At 53.7% G+C, this 24,035-nt stretch carries 8 protein-coding genes and 1 tRNA gene; 3 read left to right on the forward strand and 6 right to left on the reverse strand.

Going from position 1 to position 24,035, the window contains the following annotated elements; genetic code table 11:
- Nucleotides 1-355: 355 nt before the first annotated feature.
- The 4 genes from ACZ51B_RS07405 to ACZ51B_RS07420 all read right to left on the reverse strand — a co-directional run bounded on the left by ACZ51B_RS07405 (nt 356) and on the right by ACZ51B_RS07420 (nt 16,862).
- Nucleotides 356-11,677 (reverse strand): hypothetical protein, encoded by an 11,322-nt coding sequence (locus tag ACZ51B_RS07405; RefSeq protein WP_464296598.1) that lies wholly within the window; start codon nt 11,675-11,677, stop codon nt 356-358.
- Nucleotides 11,678-11,684: 7 nt separating this feature from the next.
- Nucleotides 11,685-15,200, reverse strand: coding sequence for a hypothetical protein (locus tag ACZ51B_RS07410; RefSeq protein WP_464296599.1), 3,516 nt, complete (start codon nt 15,198-15,200; stop codon nt 11,685-11,687).
- 61 nt (nt 15,201-15,261) lie between these two features.
- Nucleotides 15,262-15,996, reverse strand: coding sequence for a hypothetical protein (locus ACZ51B_RS07415; RefSeq protein ID WP_464296600.1), 735 nt, complete (start codon nt 15,994-15,996; stop codon nt 15,262-15,264).
- A gap of 790 nt (nt 15,997-16,786) precedes the next feature.
- Nucleotides 16,787-16,862: transfer RNA gene (locus ACZ51B_RS07420), tRNA-Ala, on the reverse strand.
- Between the two features lie 60 nt (nt 16,863-16,922).
- Between ACZ51B_RS07420 and ACZ51B_RS07425 the strand changes: the two genes are divergently transcribed.
- Complete coding sequence (locus ACZ51B_RS07425; protein ID WP_464296601.1) at nt 16,923-18,260, forward strand: CCA tRNA nucleotidyltransferase; 1,338 nt, start codon at nt 16,923-16,925, stop codon at nt 18,258-18,260.
- On the opposite strand, the gene ACZ51B_RS07430 is transcribed toward ACZ51B_RS07425, so the two are convergent.
- The gene (locus tag ACZ51B_RS07430) at nt 18,243-20,462 is read right to left on the reverse strand and encodes a glycoside hydrolase family 2 protein (RefSeq protein ID WP_464296602.1); all 2,220 of its coding nucleotides are present in this window, start codon (nt 20,460-20,462) and stop codon (nt 18,243-18,245) included. The two genes, ACZ51B_RS07425 and ACZ51B_RS07430, sit on opposite strands and share 18 nt — an antisense overlap.
- A 164-nt stretch (nt 20,463-20,626) precedes the next feature.
- Between ACZ51B_RS07430 and ACZ51B_RS07435 the strand changes: the two genes are divergently transcribed.
- Nucleotides 20,627-21,643, forward strand: coding sequence for a WD40 repeat domain-containing protein (locus tag ACZ51B_RS07435; protein ID WP_464296603.1), 1,017 nt, complete (start codon nt 20,627-20,629; stop codon nt 21,641-21,643).
- Between the two features lie 23 nt (nt 21,644-21,666).
- Here ACZ51B_RS07435 and ACZ51B_RS07440 read toward each other — a convergent pair whose 3' ends face one another.
- Nucleotides 21,667-22,824 carry a TIGR03364 family FAD-dependent oxidoreductase gene (locus ACZ51B_RS07440; protein ID WP_464296604.1) on the reverse strand — a complete coding sequence of 386 codons (1,158 nt, stop codon included), beginning with the start codon at nt 22,822-22,824 and terminating at the stop codon, nt 21,667-21,669.
- Between the two features lie 95 nt (nt 22,825-22,919).
- Here ACZ51B_RS07440 and ACZ51B_RS07445 point away from each other — a divergent pair, with 95 nt between their 5' ends.
- Nucleotides 22,920-23,963 carry an alpha-L-fucosidase gene (locus ACZ51B_RS07445; protein ID WP_464296605.1) on the forward strand — a complete coding sequence of 348 codons (1,044 nt, stop codon included), beginning with the start codon at nt 22,920-22,922 and terminating at the stop codon, nt 23,961-23,963.
- The last annotated feature ends 72 nt before the right edge of the window (nt 23,964-24,035 follow it).

Consider the following 24,035-nt stretch of genomic DNA (forward strand, 5'->3'; position numbering starts at 1 on the left):
TCAGGCTGTTCCTTTGTCCACCTGCCCTAAAAGCTCACACTAAAAAATCAGTAACCGTACGTGAAGGTGGAAGGAAGGGAGACTGACAGGCTGGCAAGCCACTGACTCCGCGACCTGACAAACAATTAGAGGTTCATTCCGTGCTGCAACTGAAGAAAGAGTATTGGTGGAGATAAGGGGGCTCGAACCACTTATCTCTTCCATGCCATGAAAATATTCATGGGCTGAAACGCATACATTTGAATTTGCAAGCACCTTCGTACAACTGCAGAAATATAGGACCTTGCGGACGCTGAGGCTTCAAATGACTTGATCATTACGATAAATTCTGGTTGCTTCATGCTATGCACTTACTCTAGGTTAGAGGAGGAACAATGTCGGACAACAAGAGGTCGAGGTCTTGGAGGGTCAGTAGTGGCATCAACTTGCCACTACCAGCTTCATTCGTGAGGACAGTCAAGGAGAAGGTGAGCGATGCACCCGTGGTACTTGGAGAGGTCGTTCCGAACCACGTGGAGATTGCGGTTGAGAGGTCTGTCGTCGCCTGAGCGAGCGTGATGCCACCGGAAGGCGGCGTACCTACCAGGGTTATATTTAACGGCGGTTGACTCAGAACAGGGAGCGTGACGCCTAGCGCAGAGGTTCCTACTTGCTGGTTCAACGTGTATTGGTAGAAGCAAGCAATCTGCACCGTCATCGTCGTCTGTGAGGTCTCCTGTGCCAGGGCCTCAAAGAGTGCTGTCAACTGATCGTTCAGCGAACGTTGGACAGGTAAGCCATTCTGAGAACCGATCATCGCGATATCAATAGTCTGACTCGAAGTGATGGTTGGCTGTAATACGTCTGTGAACGACAGGGTTGGCGTCTGATAGATAAAGCTCTCCGAAGTCGTACGGCCTGGTACCAGGATCTGGTTCCTCGTTACATATGCAGAGGCAAGCGCGTTTTGGTTATCCAGGATTTGAAGACCGGCCATGGTTATGGTGCGATCTGGAATCAGCTGGCCTTGGTCCGCTGTTAGGGTGCTTCCCAAACCGTCAACGTAGTAGTACTCGAACGTATTGCCACTGCTCGACAGCGTCTTCATGGTGTACGAGGGAATCAATACACCCAACTGCGGTGCAGAATCTGCATCGAAGGGAGTAGTGGTCACATTCAGCGCGATAATAAGCGCGTTCTGAATTCCACCGGCAGGACCAGAAGACTCTTGCAGATTGAACTCGAAAGGAGTTCCACTTGCCGGGCTTGTCACACGTGGCCGCACTGAGAAAGCGCGGCTCGGTTCGTTGCCCGGACTAGAAACAGTATTGTTAAGACCTGTGATGTAGTCCAACAGCAAGATCAGTGACTCAAGAGCTGCTTCTGCATTGGCAATCAAAGTTGGATCGGTGGTCTCCGCCGTAATCTGGGCCAGGCAAGCGACCAGGTCTGCCTGGACAGCCGGGTAAACCGTTACAAACTCGGCCATTGCATTGAAAGAGTCGAGGAAGGACGCCAGCTTGTTCACTTGCGACAAGCCCACATTGAACAGAACTGTCCAATAAATGACGTCCTGCGGATAGTGGAAGGGCATCGAGTAATCGATGGCGTAAGTCCACTGCGTGAGATCGGCAATATCTGTTGCCAGCGGGTCCGTTTCAGTGCCCGACTGTTGATTCAGTGAGGGATTCGCCGGGTAAGAGCGAAGGGCCATCGGCACCTCGACTGATCCCAGAGACGCCGAGAGGCTTCCAGGAGTTCCAATCGCACCAGTCTGTGGTAGCGCAGGGGTTAGCCAAGTCGAAGCAAGATAGCCTTCGATGCCTGGGACACTACCGATTTGGTGTTCAATATTCGTAACCGAATAGGCAAGGTCCACAGTGATGAACGAAGATTCAGTGAAGCCTGTTGTCTGATTCGGCGTTGTGATAAGGATAGGCAGTGGCGTACCCGTTGCCGGAGCGATTGGCATCTTCACAGGTGTAAACGTAACGTTTACCGTGCTCGTGGTCTGCGATATGTTGCCATAGAAGTTCGGCGCGGTCTCGCCCGAAGGAACCGACTGTGCAACAATGTTTGCAGCATATTGTAGAGCTGCCTGAGTCGCATAAGCGTTTCCTAGTTGTGAAAGCAACTGCTGAGAGAAGGCCTCTTGGATCGTTTCAGTCGGCGCAGAAGCCTGGTCCACAAACACCGGCACCATCTGAGCCGAGTACATTTGGGCCAACTGCGTCTTGTTTGCCTGCAAGCCCGACATATAGCTGCCGGAAGAGATCGCATCGACCACGAGAATTGAAGAGATGAACTCCGGTGTGAGGACACCGTCGACTGATGCAAAGATGGTTCTTACCCACTGGTCGAGGTCAATGTTCGAGAAGTCTTGGTATGTGGTGGGAGTCTGTAGGTTGATGACCTTGCCACTCGTGTATCCGTAAATCGGCACCCCTGATCGAGATTGAAGCGATGTGGAGATCGGGCATGGTGCGTAGATATATGGAGGGTTCGTCTTAGGATCGACAGAGAAGTTGATTCCTTGCGAAGCCTCCAGACCAAGCCAAACTGCCCAAAGAGTTTGCGCAGTCGCCGATCCACCTTGGAATCTATCGATACCAAGATCTACCTGAAGTTGATTGACGCCAGCGGTGAGAAATGCTGTTTGGAAGTCCTCAGCAAACTGAGTCATGCCAGTGGAACCCGTCGCACCAGATGGAGAGAGCGCTGTCGTGTCGTAACGCATTCCTCCTAGAACAGAGTATTCACCTTCGACAATGCCACCGGGGCGAATCATCGTAAGACTGCAAACAAGCTCGAATATCTGAGATGTGTTTAGACTCGATACCGGAATATTCTCGGAAATTGGATACACAGGAACAGGAGCTGTTCCGGAGCCCCCCGAGGCTTGAGCGGTGAGGAATTCGACTATGGTACTGACCCACGCAACAAGGTTAGAAACATTCGTTGCGCTCACCGGGATGCTCGTCGAAACTAGGCTGGTCTCAATGGAGAATGCGATTCCGTTGGGATCAGCAAGCTGATCAGCTAGCTCCTGGTAGATCACCAAGTCCGAGGCAGCATTTGCCTGCCACATTGGGTTGGTATCTGAGTAGATGTAGCGGCTCTTGTCGAACGAGATCGGAATAAGAATCTGTGGCGGCGCTGGCGAAGTCCCTGGAACCACACTCCAAGAGGTGGAACAGGACGGCCACTTCCCTACTCCAATGAGAGAGTCCGTATAGCCCACGAGATCCGGGGACATATTGAGCGGACTAGAGTCTCCAGCCGCTGGAGTGCTTAGGTCCGAAATAATTGTATTGCCGTAGAGGTCCAGCCAGAAGAAATCGACTTGTAGAAGCGTTCCGTTACCGGAGTAGGGGCCGGTTCCGGTCGGATGAGAAAGCTGCGAGAGGTAGGCAAGCGTGACGTCGTACGACCACAAATCGTCCGCTGCCATCATACGCGCAACACGCATCTTTCCAGCACCATCCCCCTCTGCTCCAGTCGGTCCAACGGGGACACCTAGGTTGCTGACGTTATAGTCTTGGTTAGCCGCAATCTGGTACCCCAAGAGGCTGAACTGATTGAGCATGAGGTTCTGAGGCGTCGAGTAGTCGTCCGGCGGAATAGGGCGCTGGAGTTCCAGTAGTTGACTGCCAAGAGGCACATTCGAAGATCTCGAAGTCGGTCCAACCTCAATGTTCAGTGTTTGATTGAGTGCAAACACGCCGACCACGTACTGGTTATCCGTTGCGAAGCCGGTGAGATCACAACCGTAGTAGGTGCAGATCGAACTAAGGGTCGATCCACCAGGGCTAGTCCCGACCACAAGCGTGGTGACTGGCAACCGAATCGCGGTGTAACTTGGCAGAGCAGCACCCCACTCTGCGCTTGGAATGTTCGGGTTTGCGTTCTGAATTGCAGTCGCATCCATTCCGAAGTAGGTCGCAATATTGGCCAGAAGGCCGCCCGGAGCGGTGCCTAAAGGCGATACCATGTAAACACCCTGAGTGAGTGTAAGCGAGGTACCAGACTTCAGAGTAAGTCCAGAGTTGGTCTCTGCAAAATCGCCAATATCCGCATAGTAAGCCCCAACCAGGGAGGAGATGGAGTCTTCTGCGTTCGTGGCTTGTGTTACCGTATTCGGCTGAGCGACTGCAACAAGTGCCGCTGACCCCTGAATCGGATCCGTGAGGATCAAAGAGTTCATGCAGTCGAAAATCTGATTTGCTGGCGCAGGCGAAACATCTGGTGCGTAAAGCACAACCAAACTCAAAATGGCTTCACCACTGGAGTTGAATGCCGTTCCCGGCAGTCCTTCTCCTTGGTCCGAGTAGTACAGGTAGTAGCCACCGTCCGCAGTAATCGCAGCTTCCCACAATAATCGAAGGAATGCTGCATTGCCATTGAGCGCACCTGCTTGCAGCGTTGTGGTTCTTGCTTGCGGCGCTGCAGTTGCGCTAAGACCCGGATTCGTCACCGTGGACAGGTTCACTTGGGAAATTCCAAACACGGTTGAAGATGAACCGACCTGAATTCCGTTCGAACCAATGCCACCTACTGGTGGGTAGCCAATCCAAATGCACTGAAGCATGGTTGAGCCACTTCCGAACTGAGAAACGATATCCTCCAGCAGGACCGTGTCTTCCGCTCCAACGCTAACAATTTCGTAAGTGGTAGCGGATGCAGGACTGTTCGCGTTCGGCGGAACCTGCTTGATCGTAAATTCTAGGGCGGTAGCCCAGCCATAGTTAGCCACATCGACGCTGACCGTCTCGCCCGTGGTGTCATCGTATGTCTGAACCTGTGGCAAGAAGCAAGGATTCACCTTGTGCGTAAGGCGGTCTAGTTGAGACTGTAAGGCAGTCGGGAATTTCCAAAGGGTTGCCTGCGTGGCTCCTACAACAGCCGAGCCATACGGCAGTGTCGGGAGTGCTGGGCTTAACCACGGGATATACGAACCGAACGAGTAGCTGGCGGCACTCTGCAAAACGGTGGACTGGCCCTGCAACTCGGTGTAACCGGTTACTAACCGTGTGCTTTGTACATACGAGGTCAACGCTTGAATCGAATTGCATTCTGGCGAGCCGGTGCTGATAGGGACCGTGATGACCGCCGTTCCATTCTTGTAAGTGACCCAAGAGATGGACGAAGGGTTTCGCAGGTTGACGGTGTACGTGGCAGCACTTGTGATGGTCGGAATCGGGAACTGTTGTCCCGTCAGCGCATACAAACCTGCAACGGCTGGCAAGGTCATGCTGTCGGTAACCCACATTCCCTTCGCATTCGGCGTGATTCCAGATGTCGGAAGTCGAAGCCCCTGGAAGTGGAAGCGTGAAATCATGCTCGACAGATGAGTAATCGCTGGAGTGCGCTGTGTCTCTGCGAGCAAAGCACCAACTTGGTACTGCGGCAGATGGGAGATGTCAAGATCCGTAACGGTTGTCGTATCGAACAGATCCACGACTAGCCCGTTGTTGGTAGAAGTGCCAAGAATCGCGGGTGTCACTCCATTCGCCGTCGCAATCTGAAGGAGAGTCTCTCCAGAGGAAGTTGAATGCGTGTAGTCCGGTAGATCGGCGACGGCATACGCCATCAACAAGCCACTTAAATTGAGCACGGTAGCATCAGAAAGGAGCGCCTCAAGGGTCATTCCTAATCCCGATGCAACATCGACGAGGCTATCTCCACCCCGCACAATATAGGTGCTTCCGCCTACGGTTACGCTTGTGGCTTGTTGCAGGAGGGTGGTGCTGCTAGAGTTCAGCGTTGCAAATTCAGTAGCTGTGAAAGCACCGCCGAATCGAGTTGAGGTCGCAATCGATTGGAACGTGTCTCCGGATTGGACGATGTAAGTAGCCGCCGTTATGGTCACGGTCTTCGATGCAGTTAGTGCCTTGTCTTGGTTGGCGGTGAAAAGGTCCGAAACGGTGACTTGTTCCGTTCCACTCAAGCCCGCAGTGGTGTTGACATTACCAACAACGACCGTTGGAGTTAAGCCAGGAGTGAGCGGATACAAGAAGTCCTTGAGACTATCTTGCAGCGCCTGAATCATCTGCCGGGCCATCAGTAAGAAGTAATCCGCAAATACAAAACCACCCACAGACAGAGGCTCATTCTCCTGAACGGCCTTTGCCTGCACCTTGTCGCTCGTTTCCTTCTCTACCTCTATCGCAAGCTGGTTAAAGTAGGTCTCGAGATCCGAGATAGCAGTCGATGAAAGCGTGTTGTATCCGGCAAATGTGTATTGATATGCGGTGGAGCCCTGGTAGGACGGAACGTCTAACTGAAGCTCTAGCGGCATCGGGAAGAATGCCCCCTGGACGTCTGCGGTGCCTGAGTCTGGCCCAATGATCGTCATCAACACCTGCTGGGCAAGCATTTCTTCGATCACAGAGGTTGGAATCGGAACTGGGTTGGTAGTGTCTGCTAGCCACGCGAAGATCGCGTCTAGGTCGTCACTCGAAATGATCAGTGCATCGACTTGCGCTTCGGTCAAAGGCTGCTGTACGTTCAGCTGGAACGCCGCAATTACCCACCGGGTTACGAGCTTGCAGAGTGCTTCGAACGACGTATCTGAAGTTGCCTGAACACGTGATGCTGCAAGAGATTCGGTTGTCGCTGGAGCAGGTGCATCAACGGCCAAAATGGCGACGTAGCAAGGAATCTGCTGGCTCAGGGTCGTAGCCTCGTCTCCCGCTGCTGTAAGTGCGAGCGAGTAGTAACCCGTAAGCTGCAGTTTGGTAGTGGCAGCAGCAAGGTTTGTCCATGTGGGACCAGCGGCAACCGTCTGTAGCAAATGCTCTTTGCCTTGCGCTGCGAGAAGAGCCCGCCGCGTAGGTGTGTGGCGAAGATAAAGCGGGCCATCGAGACGGCCAGTCGAGGTGCTGCCAACAACATTCCAAGGAGGCGATCCCTGAGAACCAATCGTAAACGACTCGCGGATACTGAGCGAGAAGTGGAAACTGAACTTGATCGAGAAGAATCCGAGGTTGATCTTAACCGAGGCGGACACATCCACGTAAGCGGCGACGGTAAGGACGATCGGCTCGTATGAGGTGAATACGATCTGAGCAATCACAAGCAGAGAAATGTTAACGCTTGCTTTAATGATTGCAAAGTCGATGGATCCAGCAAGAATTCCCGAGATGCCAAAGGTTCCCGTGATGCTGAAGTAGTACTGTCCATCAAGCTGCGAGGGAGTGGAATTGCCACTATTCCCTGCCTCAAACGGACACCACCTGGCGATCACTCCCTGGATAATTCCAAGCACAGTAAGGCTGAAAGAAGCGCTTAGTGGACCGTAACTGACGCTCTTTCCAAACCCAACCTGCGCACCAAAGCCGAACACAATGACAGGGTTGAAGGTGCCGTTCGACACAACCGGAACCTGGTTGCTTGAGGCGCTAGAAAGCTTGCCAAAGTAGAAACCACCAGATCCCATGAGCGGAATGCCTGGGTAGATAATCGCCTGAACAGTGAAGGACCGCGTAAAGTCCTCGTTCCAAGGGAATCCGACGTCGATCTGGAAGTCGCCGTTTGTATAGACCTCAATGGCGAAGACAGGAAGCTGGATGGTGTAGATTCCAGTCTGAATCGTCCTCATGGATGTGGGAAGTGTTAACTCAGCTTGATACACACCTAGCGTGTCGCTGATCTTCCGGTACATGATTTCGAAATCGAGACCACCGAAGATCTTGGCCGGAGGTCCTTCTAGTTTTAACCGCAGCCCATACAGATCTGGATCGTCAAAGACAACTTGTCCGGTGATGCAGTAGCCACCCCCTTCTAACCCAAGAATGCCCACATCAAGCCCAGTCATCCACGCGTTGCTTGCGTCAAAAGTGACGCTTGGCATCTCGCCAGAACTGGGTGGCTCAAGGCTGGACATCGCGAGGATCGCTGCTTCCACGGTCTGGGCTTCGGCTACTCCCGCAACATTGATGTGCTGTCCCATGGCGAGTAAGCGGAGGTCGAAATACTTGTTGCCTCCACCAGGTGGCGCTGGCGTGGTCTCTGGCTTGGTAGCATCCCACGAGAGATTGCTTGCCTCTGCTCCAGTGTTCCAAGGGAAACTTCCGCTGATGGCAATCTGAACCCCACCCGTTCCGGTATCCGAACTGTTGTAGGTAACGCCAATGGAGTCAATTCGGCAGAACCCAAGGTCGATCGGGCCGACGTTCACCGCGAAGTTGACAGTGTTCGCCGTAAAGTCGTAAGTAAGTGAGAATGCGCTCAGAGAGATATCGTTGAGCAAGTTCCACGGTGAAGCTAGTCCATACGGAGTACCCGTCGCCCAAGAGATTGCCTGCTCAATCATGCCGCCCAGTGTGGTGGTAGAGCTGAACGTGAGTGTGCTAATCCAGTGAGTTTTGCCGTCGATAACCTGCTCACTCACGGTCGCAATAAGTCCATTCCATTCAAGAGTGTATGAGGTGACCGATGGGTTGTAGTCGTAACCGATCTTGATATCGATTCCGTACCACTGCAGGCTGGCTTCTATGTCCCCAAAGGGGAATTTCGTTTGCGGCTGGGTTGGTGTGCCTAAGGTGTCCCCTATCTCGGCAGTAGCGGTTACCGGTCCGGTAATGAACGGGATGTCCCAAACCGTGACGGTGCCACCTATGATATAAAACGCGTTCGTCTTTGCGCTTCCGGTGTTGATCTCTACATGTAGATTCGAGACCTGCACCTCGGGCAGACTATCTGTGAGCCAACTAGCTGGCAGGTATGCCTTGATGATGTCCGTGACCTTGATTGGGGCGTCTGACTGTTGCCCAACAATGTCCCAGCTTCCGTCTTCACCATAGGTTGATGTGACAGTCAGAGCGAACATCAAAGTTGGATCGCTGGCAAACATTTCGATCGTGCCAGTGATGTAACCCGTCACAAAGCTATTGCTAGAATCGGATGAATCACTGCTTCCGCTGATGCCAAATCCAAGCTCAGTAACCGTAAAGATCGCGCTTTCGACGCTCGGCAACGCCCAATCACCTTCGACAGCCATATCGATGGAGTAAGTAGTCACTGTCGCTGGCGTAACCAACATGCTGAAGCTCGTCAACTCGCCACTGATCGGAACCTCGATGCCACCAATAAAGAAGGCAACGATGTTGCTGAGTGGAATAGGAGGGCTACCATCTGCCAGTCCTCCGGCGACAGCATAGTTGGGGTAAGACACCCCAAATTCGAGCGTTCCAGGCGGGAGACTAAAGGTGCCGTACGCTTCCCATGAAACTTCGCGATCGCCTACGGGGTCCACTACCGTACAGGCGAAGTTGAGCGTCTCAAGAGTTAAATCGCCAAAGAGAGTCCAGTCGGGAGTGGACTGCAGTTGCACGGTCATTGCGTCCACGGCGTTCGTACTCATGTCGTAAGAGAACGAAACGCTCTGGAGTTCCAAATCGACTAGCGTGTTGAGAGGTGGCGGGATATATGAGGTGAGATTGACACCTCCAATAAATTGAAATACCGAATCGAGGCTCGGCCCCACTTCTGGGAAGGTAGCCGTAAGAATCATCGAATCGGACGTTGGCAAGGTTGCGTCGATACTTACTGTGATCTCACCAATCTTGACCTGACCGCCAAATTGCCCCAGGCTCATGATTCCGCCATTCGAGACCAGAATCCCCATGTACGGGTCAGCGATTGAGAACCAAGGCGCACCGCTCCACTGGAGCAATGGGTCGCTCGCGATGAGATCCATCACAAGGGTCTTTCCATCCGATCCTAGAGTGAAAACAACCTTGATATCATCGGGCATCGTGCCAAAGTAGTTGCAAGTTCCCGTAAGGGTGATGCTGGTTCCAGGAGGTGGAGGCTTATTAACGCCCTCTATCGTGAGGATATTAGCGATTCCAAGAAGACTTTGAAGGAACGTCGCTATATCGCTACCGTCGGCCGGGATGGCTCCCGGATACAGATTCAGCGTCCCATTCGATGTGTTATTAATAATCGAGAGGTACAGCTGATCCAACGGGTTGGTCGGATCCAAATCGCCGTACCATGGCGGCACGATATCATTGTTTCTTCCCTCGGGAACAGGTCGTAGGTTAGGATAGATATCCGATGCCTGAGCCGTCCTGACCGGTTGTTCAACAAACTCTTCTGCAAGCGTCGACGTGTAGTATCGCGTCCCCAAGACTAGCTTATCAAAGGCGTTGTTATGATAAAAGCGCCTAAGGAGCTTGAAATAGTTGACAACAGCTCCCTGTCCACTGAGTGCACTATCCATCACCGTGTACAAGTCAGCTAGCCGATTGTTGATGGTGACGGCGGAGTCTTGGATGCAGAGATTCCGAATGGCCTTGATCATCTTCGCCGAGACCTTCGTCTTCAACGGTGGCATCATCGGCAGGTTGTAAACAACGTCCTGATAATCTCTCCGCTCGGCAAACTTAGCCATCTTAAGGAAGGGCGTTCCCAGGTTCAAAGCCAAGATCGCCGTGCCTTGCCCCTCAAAGATATAGGGCAGCGTGCAAGACGCCATGAGGAGGTTGAAGACTAGCGGCGGTGTCGATGGAATGTTGACAATGAGGATTTGCCCGTTCTGTAACGCTGCTAGCTTTCCTTCAAGCGTTGTCGCGTCGTCACCGTTCTGTCCACAGTACGAATAAGAGATGCCTGCGGCAGCTCCATAGGTAGCTAGCTGTTGTGCATATTGGGTGATCAGTTGTCGCGCAGCGGAACTGTAATACTCGGCAAGTAGGTCGTCTTCCTCTGCGGGTGGATCAAAGTTGAACGTGCCATTCGCCATTGCGATAAGCGTTTGCCAATACTGCGCACCGAAGTCTCCCAGCATGAGCATGACAATGGGCTTTCTGAAATTGGCCGGGCTAGCCTGACTTTGCAGACCCGCAAAGACGCACAAGAGCGACAGCATGTACGTGTAGCTATTGGGCTCTGTTGGAAAGGTCTGTCTCGCTCCTTTAGCAACTCCGTATCCAGCCAGCATGTTGGCGGGCGCAGCAGTCTTATCTGCTCCCAGGTAATCAATAATGGCTTTTGAACACTGTAAGTCGTTCGCCTTCTCTGGCTCCGTAAGGACGGCTGCAAGATCGACCCAATCCTGTGGCGTAAGCACCGGATCAAGCATGTTAAAGGCAAACCCGTCGAAATAGGCTCCGCCTAGCTGGGCAATTGAAGTGAGTCGAGTGCCATCCGCGACTTCTGCATGCCACAGCATGTTAAGTGCTGGATTACCATCAGCAGTGGATTTCGCTTCCCAACCCGGCGGCTGCAACTGCATGAAGATATTGGTTGAAAAGTAGTCCGCAGGATTTGCAATGTATTGCGAAGGGTCCATGCCGCCCGTCAACCCAAAGGCTTTCGTATCAAGCTCCGGCTTATCTCGATCAATTTCGGCTGTTTCGAAGTTGAGCGTCACTCCCATGTACTGCATGGTCACCGTCGTTCCAAAAACGAATCCTGGGATGAGGAGTTCCAGCCTCTTTGCAACGTAATCTCCCTCAACTTCTTCATAGAAGACATCTATCGTGCCTGTATAACCCAGTTGAATCGCGCGTTGCATGGCGATCAATGTGGAAGCCTGGTGACCAAATCCCGAGGCATTCACGAACACAACACGCAACGAGGCCAGGCCCGTAAAAAAGGCCTTGACATCGTCCGTTGACTTTTGAGCCAACGTGACATTGAGGCCTTTCGCCTGCTGCGTTAATTGTTTGAGAAGATCGCTAAAAGGCATGGCTTTCCTACAGGTGACCAGAAGTCTCTGCTTCTGTTGCTTTCGTTGATGACGAGACAAGCGCCTTGGCACTCGATTGAGTCTTGGGCTCTTTGTTGTAGGCTGCAAACCAACCGAGTCCATCGGTGGCTCCCGTGGGTCCTCCAAAAAGATAGAAAGAACTCGATCCGTTTGGCGGGATTTTCAGCACATTCATAAAGCACAGAGCCATCTCGTTCAACATCAGCAGATAGGCTTGATCTGAGGTGTTGTAGGTTAAGAAGGTCTGGCCGATTGAGAGCTTGAGAACGTTTTGCAAACTGATCAGCGGTGCTCCCTGCGCTGTCCCCGGCAGGTTCAGACCTACCTGGATGCCGAAGTTTGTACCTGTACTCTGGGTGGACCACGCAAGGATCAGCGCAGCATCAAACCCGGCGTTACTCGCCAAGTCTCCCGGTGTTCCTAGGTTCAGTTTTAGGTTCAACCCGTACCATTGCTTACCGAGAGAACCGGATCGAAAATCGAGTGTTACAGGCAGATAGCCGAGTTGAGACAAAGTCGTGCTACTGTTTCCGTTGACTAGGTTCTGGACAGTAAGCCCGAGCGAAGGCACGAGGCTGTTGGGTCTTACTGTGCTTGTCTGAAGATCGAACCGAATCGAGTCCGTAGACAGAATGAAGGTTCGGTTGTTCGGCGTTTCTGTTGGGTAGCTCATCGAAAGGATGAGATCTTGGAAGGCGAGTCCCTGGAAAGGTAGCTGTTGACCACTCTGGTTTCCAAAGGAAAAGATATCGATGGGACTGCTATTTCCTGGAACGAGAGCGAAATCTAGATAGCCAGTAAAGGAAAAATCTGAGATGGAAAGCCCTGTAGGATCGGCCTGCACTGTCGACATAGTCACGCCAGTCATCTCCACCCTGTTCAGTACGTTGCTGTTCAACATGAAGACAGAATCCGCAACGCTGGCTAGGCTGTAGATTGGCTGATTGTCTACCAGTTGGTAGGTGCCTTGAAGCACGATGGCGTTATACGAATTACCACCAAGCCCCATGCTTAAAACAGGGATGCCAAGTATGTTCTGCAGGTTGAGCTGAGCGTAGCTTGAGAACGATTTGACCGCAGTGTTCTCAAAAAGTACCTTGAGAGACAGGAGCCGAAAGTCGTACGGAGCGCTTGTACTTGCTGGCAGGGGTGCCGAGGGGTCTGCCGGGTTTGCGCTTGGGTCCAGATAGTAAATAAGTCCATATACGGAGCTGGACTGACTCAAAACTGGCCCCGTTGGGCCGTTCTTTACAGAACTTAACGCGACGGCCATGTGGTGGACATTGAAGGCGCTTGGATCGGTGACACCAGCCATGATGCCGTTGAGTCCCGGAGGAATTTCCCCAATCTGCCCCTTCAGAACGATCACGCCGGTCCAGTCATAGTCTCGCGCGATCTTGTTAAAGTCGTTGAAATAGTACGTGTCCGGATTAGTGGCCGCCTCCTGAAAGTAGCTCTGTAGCCACTGTGATAGATTCACATGCTGCGTCGGATCTGGAACAGAGTTTGAGATAGTTGTAGGAGAAGCAAATGTGTCTGCCGAAGTCCACTTTGATGGGCTAGAGACTAAGTTCGCACTATTATCTTGGGTTGGATCGTACAGCTTGCCTGGCATACCCTTAACGATCATCACGTTGGCGTAGTCCGAGAAAGTGCTGTCCTCGCCAACATCTGCAATGAGAGTCCAGTCACCCATCGTCAGGCTGTTGGCAAATGTCGGTCCTGTCCCTGTTCCGCCAAGTGTCCCCAAGTTTAGGTTGTTTGCCACCACGAGAAACAGTTGCCCTGTTTGGAACGCTTGCTGCAAAGTGAGCGTCGGGTTGTTGAACCCAAACTCCTGATTCGTTTCTAGAATTTGACCAAGCAGAATGGAGGTCCACTCCATATCCGATCCGGTCTGCTGGAGCTCAACAAGGAAACCAGAGGGAGTGGTGACGCTGCTTGTAACCGGATCACCAACTGTTCCCGTTTTAAACTTAGATGCCAACTTCGATTGGGCACTTAGAGTTCCACCAGAAGCAAGACTAGTGATCACAGAATGCCGTGTCGGACTAATGACTTGAGTCTCAAACTCCTGGATCTGCTGCTGTGTGAAGCTAATGATGCCGTCCCCCGACGCAACATTTGAGAACGGAACAAGTGGGTAGGCCAGCGTTGGGTTCACCTTAAGTGTTGTTGCGGGATCCACTGACCCCATCAAGTTAGGGTTCTGGGAGTAGATGTCCGCATCATGCCCAAACAAGTTAAAGCCTGGAGGCTGAGCAACCGATTGGATCGGAGACGTTGAGACAGCAGGCAGCAAAGTAGCCCAAGAAGTCACATAGGTGCCGTCAAGCAAGGTGTTATCGACTGGAGCAAGCACGGGCGACGACACAGGAAATGGAAAAGTTGGAGCGTAAGCGTGACATTGCGGAATGAATCGAAGTCGATCACCGGCATTGCCATTCCCTTGCGGTTGGAATACAAGGTATTCGGTCCCTTGGAGTCCACAAAGAAGCGTCTGCGTTGAAGTGACGCCTGGAAGAGACAACACAAAATCCCCGACCGGGGCCAGTGCAAGGTATTCCGAGTTCGCGGGTTGAAGATTGCTATTGGCACTTGTAAACACCAACCCGGCCAGCTGCTCACTCGCATCAGGTTGAGAAATCGGAGTGAAGGTGATTGCTTGCCCAGACGTCGTGCTGTAACAGGAATTAAGTGTTGTCAGGTTCCCGTTTAGGTCAGTGCCGGAGAACATCAGTGCGGTCCGGTTCGGACTAAAGGTGTTAAAAGGATCAAGTGGATCGAAGCTGGCGTTGAAGCCAGGAGACCTACCCGGATCGGGAGTTACCAGTGGCGCCTGTAACATCAAAATCGCCGGACCTGAAGCCGCGTCAGATGGGAAAAAGAACTCAAATCCCATGTTCAAAGTGCCAGCAAGGGAGGTCTGAGTAAGGTTGATTTCGAACTGCAAACACCCAAGATTGGAGCCGGTGAACGGCACGGTAGCAGCAGTTACGCTTGATGCGCCTGATGGTGCCGACAGTCCAGAGAAGGTGATGAACGCACCCGAAAAAGTCACGTCTACCTCAGTAGGCGCAAGGGTCATCCCTGATCCCATGGTGAGAGTGAGAGTAGGCCCGATATTGATGGCTAGGGCACCGTTTGTCTGCACTCCTCCCGTACCAAGCGGCCATGTAAGGCCCACAAAGTTCGGCGTTGCACTTCCACTCGTCAAGCCCGTATCCGATGACACCCACATCAGGATCCGATCATTGAGCGTCGGCTCAGCTAACTGCAGAACCTTATCGACAAATGCCTGCTGATCCGCTTGCACTGAACTCAGTGGCTCTTGCAGGAACACAATGGATGCGTTGAGCGATTTATCTTGGATTGCATCCGGAATCTCGAACCCAGAGGAGGACGCTGTAGAAGGAATAACAGCTACTACCAGGCCAACATTGCCTCCTGGGTTCTGCCCTACGAAAAGTTGTGGCACAAGGGCTGGTTGGAAGAACGACATAGTTCACTCGCGGCATGGTAAAGCCGAGTGCGAATCACGCACCCGGCTAAGTTAGAGGGCCTTACACAATTGAAGCGCCGGTCTGGAACACGGCAACCGCAGCAACCGACGTCAAAACAAGCTTCGACTGAGTTGCGTTGTATCCGGTGTTGAACAAAACCAAGGTGTATGGCTGGTTCGGCGCAACGATGACGTTGGCGATCACTGCCGATCCGCTGCTGGTGTTAGCGGAAATCCCGCCAAACCCAATGAGATTGGTAAGGTTCTTGTAAGGAGTGACATTGCCGGCAAAGAGGCCAACCCAACTTCCAGACGTGTTTGGATTAAAGCCAGAGGTGAAGGCGTAGTTGGCTGTTACCATGCTCGCCTGCACAGTGCCTGGAACGACGCTTGAAGACTCGATTTTGCAGTTGTTTAGGTCCCAGTTGGCAGGGATAGCAGCAGTAGCGCAGATGTTTGGATAAGTCACGACGCCATTAACCGTTACGGCTGGACCGTCCGAGAAACCAACGACATACTGGTTGGCACCAAAGGTTCCTGTAACCGCCACAGATTGGCCGGTAACAGCTGCTGAGGCGATTGGCTGCTGTCCCCATGGCACACTTGTGCTGCTGTTGTTAAGCCATACAAACACGTTGTTGCCGTTCCCTACAGGATCGTTACCGTTTGGCCAAATGGATGAAACAGCGATGAATCCAGGCTCGATGTCGATTGGCTGCAGCTGAACTGATTCAGTACTTGTCACATTGAAGCTAATGGAGTTATTTGTCAAAAGTACTTTTTCTTTTGTTTGCATTCTAGTCTCCTCATTGCCTAACACACTCGTATTTCTACCTTTGATCAGGCAAAATCACTATAAGACAGTTTCTACCTTTAGTCAATATATAACCAAAGTATTTGTTAGAATTAACATAGATTTCATTATTGTAATAACCAGGCGTGACTCTTGGGGCAGGGGCATATCCATCGTGGCTAGATGGATGCAGAGACAGAGGTGTACGGGTTTTAAGTATCAACCGTGCCTGGATGATCATCTCAATTGCTGCGCAAGAAGCATCTGTACGTGCATGAGCTACTGCAAAGTTGACATGTTCAAGAGAAGCTCAAACGTAAGGGGGAAGGGCCGGCAACTGGTGTCGGCATGGCCTGTGATAAATGAAGATCGAGAAACGTTTGAATCTCACTTCAAGTGCTGAATGATGGGTTGTGGGGGAGGACTCAGCATTCAAGGTTGCGACTTTAGAGCAAAAGAAATGTTCTACTGCCAATCGTTCCCTCCCGCCCGTAATCATAGAAGACGAGTTAAAACAAGACGGTCGGGTGTATTTCTTGAACCGGTCTATCCTCGCAGCAATGGTCTTCTTGCCAGTCAAACAAGGACTCACACACATTGATCATGCGGAAGCCTTCTGACGAGATTAGGGTTTTGTTTCCAAAACAATCGGTCACTTCGGACGCGCCATTCACTCTCGTGCTTTTCGGTCCTCGGTTCCTAGCAAGAACGCTGGATACTGTCCTTTTGCCTTAATACGAAAAGGGTTGGGAACTTAGAAACTAGGCTTAAAAGCCGTTGAGTTTCAAAGTATTGGTGGAGATAAGGGGGCTCGAACCCCTGACCTCTTCCATGCCATGGAAGCGCTCTCCCAGCTGAGCTATATCCCCAATAGGAATGTATAGTAAACCCTTTCGACCTGGGGTTCGTCAACTGCCTTCCATACTTATATGAGCATGCAGCATCGAGCGCTTGACGTCATACGTGAAAAAACCTTGGGGACTGTGTTTGAGAATGACCTTTTCCTGGTGGGCGGAGCTGTGCGCGATGAGCTGCTGGGGATTGAGCATAGTGCTGATTTCGACCTGGTGACCACACATTCGGCTATCGAGCTGGCTCATCTTTTTGCCAAGAACCCGGTGGTCTATCCGCGATTTGGGACGGCTATGGTTCGGGTGGAGGGGGTGGATATTGAGCTGGTGACGGCTCGGAAGGAGAGTTACGCCAAGAACTCGCGCAAGCCCAAGGTGGAGGCGGCTTCCCTTTTGGACGATGCCAGTCGGCGGGATTTCACCATCAACGCGCTGATGCAATCGATCCATACGGGTGAGCTGATCGACCCTTTGGGCAAGGGGCTGCGGGATCTTGAAGCGAAGGTGCTGCGCACTCCGCTGGACCCGGTTCAGACGTTTCACGACGACCCGCTGCGCATGTTGCGGGCGGTGCGGTTCCGCTGGAAGCTGGATTTTCAGCCTGCCGAAGGTTTGTACGAGGCGATTGCCACCATGCGGGGTCGGCTGAGCATCATCAGCTTTGAGCGTGTTCGGGATGAGTTTGTGAAGATGCTGTCCCACCCGACGGGTCCGGATGCACTGAACGACCTGATGAAGCTGGGGCTGCTGGAGATGTTTGCGCCGGAGTTCATTCCGATGGTGGGTTGCGAGCAGGGGAAGTTCCACCATCTGGATGTGTGGGATCACACGCTGAAGGTGTTGCGGAACTCGGGCCATTCGGACCTCATGTTGCAGCTTGGGGCGCTGTTTCACGACATCGGGAAGCCACCGACGCGGTCGATCGATGCGGATGGGAACATCCGGTTCTTTGGGCATGAGCATGTGGGCGCGCAGATGACGGCGAAGGTGTTGCGGCGCTTGAAGTTCTCTGAGAAGGAGATCGAGAGCGTGTGTCTGCTGGTTCACAACCACATGCGACTGGGGAGCGCGCCGGTGTTTACGGAGTCGGCTGCGCGGCGTCTGATTCGCGATCTGGGGGACAGCTTGGAGCGGCTGCTGAGCTTGGTTGAGGCCGATGCGAACGGGCTAAAGGCTGGGGTGCGGGTGATGGATCTGGAACCGATCCGCGCGACGCTGGAGAAGGTGACCCAGAACACGCCTCGTGAGAAGCTGGTGAGCCCGCTTTCGGGTCAGGAGATTATGAAGCTGAGTGGGCTTGGGCCAGGACGCGAGGTTGGGAAGCTGAAGGACCTGCTGACGGAACTGGTGATGGAAGGCAAACTCCAACCCGACGACAAGGAGTCGGCTAAGCGATACTTAGCCGACTACGTTTAGCAGGGACCTCAGCAAGTAGTTCCCTGCTGGGTTGCGGGTGATGCCGGTGGGTTGGGTACCGAGTCCGCCGAACGGTCGGAGTGTGGTGTAGAACTTGCCGTTGGCCCTCACCAGGATGGGGGCTTCTTCGTAGGTGCGGACGTCCACTCGGTTCAGGAGGACTTCCAATTCTGTCCCCAGCTTTTCTTGGAGCCAGGTTGCGTTGAGGACTCGGTCTCCGGACACGGGGAGGAGGCGCGACCACTGTTCGGCGAAGGGGACGTGAATCCAGAAGTCGTCGTCGAGGAACTCGTACATGGACTCTCGCCAGAAGGGCGCTGCGGTGGTTCCTTCGGCTTGCAGCAGGGTGATGGCGGGCTGTTCGCCAGTTTGGAATGCGGTGGCTACATCAAGGCCTTGGACTGCTTTGAGATCGCTCAGCAGATCGAGTGGGTCGGTGACTTTGAGGTCCGTGAACTTGTCTTGGGGAACCACCCAGAGGGGCCATTCGTTGGTGGATTCGCCGAACTGCACGACTAAGTGGTAGCTGCCGGGTTGTGTGCAGTGCCAGGAGATTTGGCCGACTTCGTGGGCTTCGAGTGGTGGGCAGAACTGTTCGGAACAGGCGTCTCGGGCGACGACTTTTCCGCTTTCATCGAGGATCTTCCACACGAGGCCAGACTCTCTGCCGTGCTCGGAGCTGAATCCGATTCGAAGGTGGATTTGACCGACGAAGTGGTTGAAGGGGTCCATCCAGCCTGCTCGGTTGCCACCTGAGGTCCAGGCGGGATAGCGGTTTGGCAGGACGAATAGGCAGTCGGAGGAGTTCCAATTCGCTAATTCTTGGCTAGAAAAGCGCGGGATGCCCCAGTCGTCGAACATGCCAGAGGTCGAGATCGGGGTGTCGCGTAGGCCGGTGATGACGTAGCCTTGAATGGCATCGCGGGCGCGCACGGCTTCGTTGACGGTCTTGCGGATGAAGAGCGCCTTGTGGCGGGACGACTCGATGAGCCAATCGTGGTTGTTGTCTTCGGGCTCTTGGGCGAAGCGGTTGGAGTGGAGCAGGCTGGGGAGATCGTGCTTCCAGCGGACACCCTGGTGGTTGAGTTCCGAGAGGGCTGAAGTCCAGAAGGGGAGCTTGTGATGCAGTTCGAGCAGGTCTCGGTGAACGTCGCAGTCGTTGAACTCGCCGAGGAGAATCGGCAGTTCGGTTCTTGCTCCTGGGAGGAGGGAGTCGAGAACGGGTGCGTAGAACGGGGTGTCGCAGTAGGGGTGGAAGTCCTCGAAGGTTCCGAACTCGCGTAGGTCGCCGCCGTACATTTCTGCGCCGCCTGAGTTGTCTTTCACGAGTGGGCATCCGGTGCGGTTTCGCACCATTTGGGTGAGGTAGCGGCGGAACTCGGGGGGAGTTGATTGAGAGAGCTCGCAGCCGATGGTCCAGAAGAGGATGTTGGAGTGGTGTCGGTATTGGTCTACGATGCGCTCGAACTCGGCTGTGATGGCGCTTTGCTTATCTGGATCGTCGGTTGGGTCCCACAGGGGTAGTTCCAGCCAGGCGAACATGCCGCAGTCATCCAGGATTTGGAGGAACTCATGCGAGGGCACCCACAAGCAGAACTTGATGAGATTGAAGCCAAGTTCTTTCACGGCCAGGACTTCCTGGAGGATGACGTCTTCGGGCGGGTTGGTGTGGCCAAAATCGGGGTACCAGCCCCAGTGGAGCAGTCCGCGGGTGTAGAAGGGTTCGCCGTCTACATAGATCTTTTTGCCGTCAAGCTCCACGCGGCTTTCGGTGATTGTTGGGGCGGGGGCGGGTGTGACCCACTCGACATCTTTGTAGATCCCTCCAAAGGTGTGGAAGACGTAGGGCAGGAATCCGCTGGCGACGTCCTTGACTGGATAGGTCGGACCGCCGTTTTTCACCACGTGAACTTCAAGCGAAACATCCTGGCCTTTGTAGGCTGAGAGATTGATGTCGAAGGCGTCCCAGAGTCCTTTGTGCTCGGCGACTAAGGTGCCGTTGAGATAGACCGAGGCCGCATAGCTGACACCATGGAATCGGAGCGTGGCGGAGTCTGCGGGCACCTGGGTCTGGACAGAATAGATGACCGGGCCTTCTTCTTCCAGAGGCAGCTGCTGGCCCCATGAGTGAGGGATTCGAACGGGCTTCGGTTTTCTGCCATCGCCGTAGTCCACTGTCCAATCTGTGAGCTTGATCGCCATGTCCGAGGCGATTTTGCACCAAACCCCCGTTAAATTGCGGGATGTATAGGGGTAGGTTTCACGTTTTGGGAGAATTGCAGGGGGTTCTCAAACGTATGTATGTTTGCTGTGCATGCCATGTCGCTTCCTATTGCGTCAAAATTGCATCGTTTCACGGAGGAAAGATGACCATTCTCGTTGCTGCGCTCGCCCTGGCGCAAACCCCAACCATTCAGGTAACCCAAGTCAAAGTTATTCCAGGCATTAGGCCCATTGCATTTGCAGCTGCCCCCACTGGGACCCGATTCGTGGCCTGCATGGAAGACGGCTCCGTTCGGATCATGGATTCCAAGCTTCGCCAGACCATCCGCCAGATGCCCAAGCACCCACAGCCTGCTTATGCGGCAGCCTGGAGTCCTGATGGCAATTTCATCGCTACAGGCGATGAGAGCGCGCGCATTTGGATTTCGAATCCGCTTACCGGTCAGAAAACGCGCGAGTACCGAACCCATACCAAGGGCATTCAGAAGCTCAGCTATAACTCAACCGGTCTTCTGCTTCTGAGCACGGGCAAAGACGACCAGATCAATATTTATAACCTCACTTCTCCGAAGCCGAAGGAGGCCAGGGTTATTCTTGGTAAAGGCACCAACTTCTACGGCGCTGCGTTCCACTCCAAGCTTCCTTACACCTTGGCGGTGGGCATGCTTGCGGGCGGCGCGAGGTTCTACAACGCGACCAACGGGAACATCAACAATTTCCTGACAGACGAAGGCGGACAAGGCACTTTTGACGTCGCATTCAACAAGTCAGCTACCCGAGCAGTCACGGCTGGTCGAGACGGCAACGCGATCCTTTGGGACGTGGCGAAATACAAGAAGCTTGGGAAGTTTGTGGGGCACGGCGACTGGGTGGTCAACGTCGCGTTCTCGCCCAACGGCAAGCTGGTTGCGACCTCCTCAAGCGACCGAACAGTGAAGGTTTGGAACGCTTATACGTTCCAGAAGATTGCTGACCTGAAGGATCAGAGCCCGGTTGGTTCGCCGCTCTGCTTCACGGCAGATGGATCGACTTTGGTGACGACCAACGACGCTGGTTTCTTGCAGTTCAATGCGATCAGCCCCGCTCAGCCAGCTACGGAAGAGCCTGCCAAGAAGGCAACGAAGACTCGCAAGAGCCGACGACATAAGAGCCGAGGCTAATTGACAATCGCCGGAGCGGTGGCTTAGGCCATCGCTCCGAGTTTGCTTTCCGAAACCACTTTCTCAGCGACGCCGAACGAGAGCGTCATTCCGGTTCCAAACAGGTTGACCAGAGTCACGCCAGGTAGTGGCTGGTCGATCAGCCAGGGCATCTTGGAACTGGTGTTATAGAAGCCATCCCATCGCTCGGCCACGCGGAATAATTCGACGGGCAGGAAGGTGTTTAGGTATTCTAGGATGAGGTCATCTGTTCGCTCGTCTCGGTAGGGAGCGAAGGTATGCCCATATTCGTGGGAGTCACCTACGGTGATGGAGCCATCGCCTTGTTGCGACACGAGCAGGTGGATTCCGCGCTCCACTTGTTCGGGCCAGTCTCGACCGAATCGCTCTGCCAGAGCTGGGAGCGAAGGACAGTTGGCGAAGTTTGCGTAGTGCGTGAGCGTGAGTCCTGCGCACAGATGGGTGCCAAGCTGGAAGCTTGGATCTTTCGGAACGAGTCGCATCATTTGGAGCCGACACCGGCGGAGCGGTTGCACGCTCTTGCCAAATAACGAGTAGGCATCGGGTCCGAGGCAAACGTAGATCTGCTCTGCTTCAAAGACTTCGTTTTCCGTAACGACCGTGCCGGATGAGATGCTTTGCACGGGGGTTCCGAACAGGAATTCGACGCCGTAGGCAGTCTCTAGGTGAGCTGCTAGCTCGCGGACGGTAATGCGAGGATCGACGGCAAGCTCTGTGTCACTGTGCATTGCTCCGATGAGGCCCTCGGCTCGGATGTGTGGGCTGATGGAGCGAGCCTCCTCAGGCGAGATGATGCGTGAAGTATCTGGGGCACTCTCGACGAACTCCTGCATGACTTCGAGTTCATCTTCAGCGTATGCGAGATGGAGGGCGCCGCATTCGCGATGCCAAATATTCGCCTCACGAAGGAGTGTTAGCCAGTGGCTGCGCGATCTAAGGGCAGTTTCTCGGACCTCGCCGGCTGGTTGGCCGATGGGCCAGATCATGCCGAAGTTGCGCACCGATGCACCCACTGCGCGGTTATCTCTTTCGATCACGGTGACCCTGCGTCCAGCACGGGCTAAATGGTAGGCGTGGGCAAGGCCAACAATGCCAGCACCAACGACAACGGCGTCTTTTGATTGGGATTTCATGGAAAGGGCAACGTGTTCCGTGGCCATGGTGAAATTATCCTGACTGTGTTCACGTTCGTTCTAAAGACAACAAAACCTTAACGTGACGAGGAAGCGTGGCTTTCAAGTAGGATCTACGCATCATGCGGGATGATGTTATTGCCTATTCCTCCAACTCGACTGCCGACAAGCCCCAGTGGCTACTCGATCGATTGGAGTGGTTCAAGAGCCTTGAGTTCGGCATCATCCTCCATTGGGGGCTGTACTCGTTTTGGGACTGCTGTGAGAGTTGGCCGCTGGTGCCCGAGGACGACTGGTCTCGCCGGGACGAGATCAAGTGCTGGACTGACCGCAACAAGGACCTTGACCTCTTTCAGCGCGACTATTGGAATCTCATTGAGCAGTTCAATCCGACTGAGTTTGATGCGGACGAGTGGGCAGAGACCTTTGTGCGGGCTGGTGCCAAGTATGTGTGTTTCACCACCAAGCACCACGATGGATTTTGCATGTGGGACACAGCTACCACCGACTACAAAGTGACCGGTCCCCGCTGCCCCGCACAGCGCGATTTTACAAAGGAGCTGTTCGAGGCTTGTCGCCGAGCCGGGCTGGGCATCTCTGTCTATTTCAGTAAAGCCGACTGGCACTGCCCCTACTACTGGGCACCCGAGCCTCGTCCCACGAGCCGAGGAGCCAACACGCTGGATAACCCCGAGACCTGGGAGAAGTTTGTGCAGTTCACTCACACCCAGATTCGAGAGTTGATGACGGACTACGGCAAGGTCGATATTTTGTGGCTCGATGGCGGTTGGGTGAAGGAGAAAGAGGACATCCGCATGGGCGAACTCGTCGCTATGGCGAGGGAGCTTCAGCCAGGACTCATCGTTGCTAATAGAACGGTGGGAGACTTTGAGGACTTCGTCACGCCGGAGCGCGAGATCCCTGACGAACAGTTGCCCGGAGCTTGGGAAGCATGCTTGCCCCTTGGCCCCGACTGGAAGCATGTTGAGAATCAGCCTTTGAAATCGGCCGAGACTGTGTTCGAAGAGCTATCCATCACCAATCAACGCGGAGGCAACTTCCTCCTCGGCATCGGCCCCAAACCGGACGGCACTCTTCCTGAAGATGCGGTGGCGATCCTCGAGGCGATTGGCAAAATGAAACGCGAGCAAGCTTTGAAATCCTAGTCTCTCAGGGCTTGGGTTTCAGGTGCGGTGGGTAACAATCCAAAGTTCGCACTCAATATCCAACAACCACCC

The organism is Fimbriimonas sp. LA-C6 (genome assembly GCF_055398105.1).

Excerpts from the sequence above, each read along its gene's own strand:
- ACZ51B_RS07405 (WP_464296598.1), bottom strand. The coding sequence starts at position 11,677 with ATGCCTTTTAGCGATCTTCTCAAACAATTAACGCAGCAGGCGAAAGGC.
- ACZ51B_RS07410 (WP_464296599.1), bottom strand. The coding sequence starts at position 15,200 with ATGTCGTTCTTCCAACCAGCCCTTGTGCCACAACTTTTCGTAGGGCAG.
- ACZ51B_RS07415 (WP_464296600.1), bottom strand. The coding sequence starts at position 15,996 with ATGCAAACAAAAGAAAAAGTACTTTTGACAAATAACTCCATTAGCTTC.
- ACZ51B_RS07425 (WP_464296601.1), top strand. The coding sequence starts at position 16,923 with ATGAGCATGCAGCATCGAGCGCTTGACGTCATACGTGAAAAAACCTTG.
- ACZ51B_RS07430 (WP_464296602.1), bottom strand. The coding sequence starts at position 20,462 with ATGGCGATCAAGCTCACAGATTGGACAGTGGACTACGGCGATGGCAGA.
- ACZ51B_RS07435 (WP_464296603.1), top strand. The coding sequence starts at position 20,627 with ATGACCATTCTCGTTGCTGCGCTCGCCCTGGCGCAAACCCCAACCATT.
- ACZ51B_RS07440 (WP_464296604.1), bottom strand. The coding sequence starts at position 22,824 with ATGGCCACGGAACACGTTGCCCTTTCCATGAAATCCCAATCAAAAGAC.
- ACZ51B_RS07445 (WP_464296605.1), top strand. The coding sequence starts at position 22,920 with ATGCGGGATGATGTTATTGCCTATTCCTCCAACTCGACTGCCGACAAG.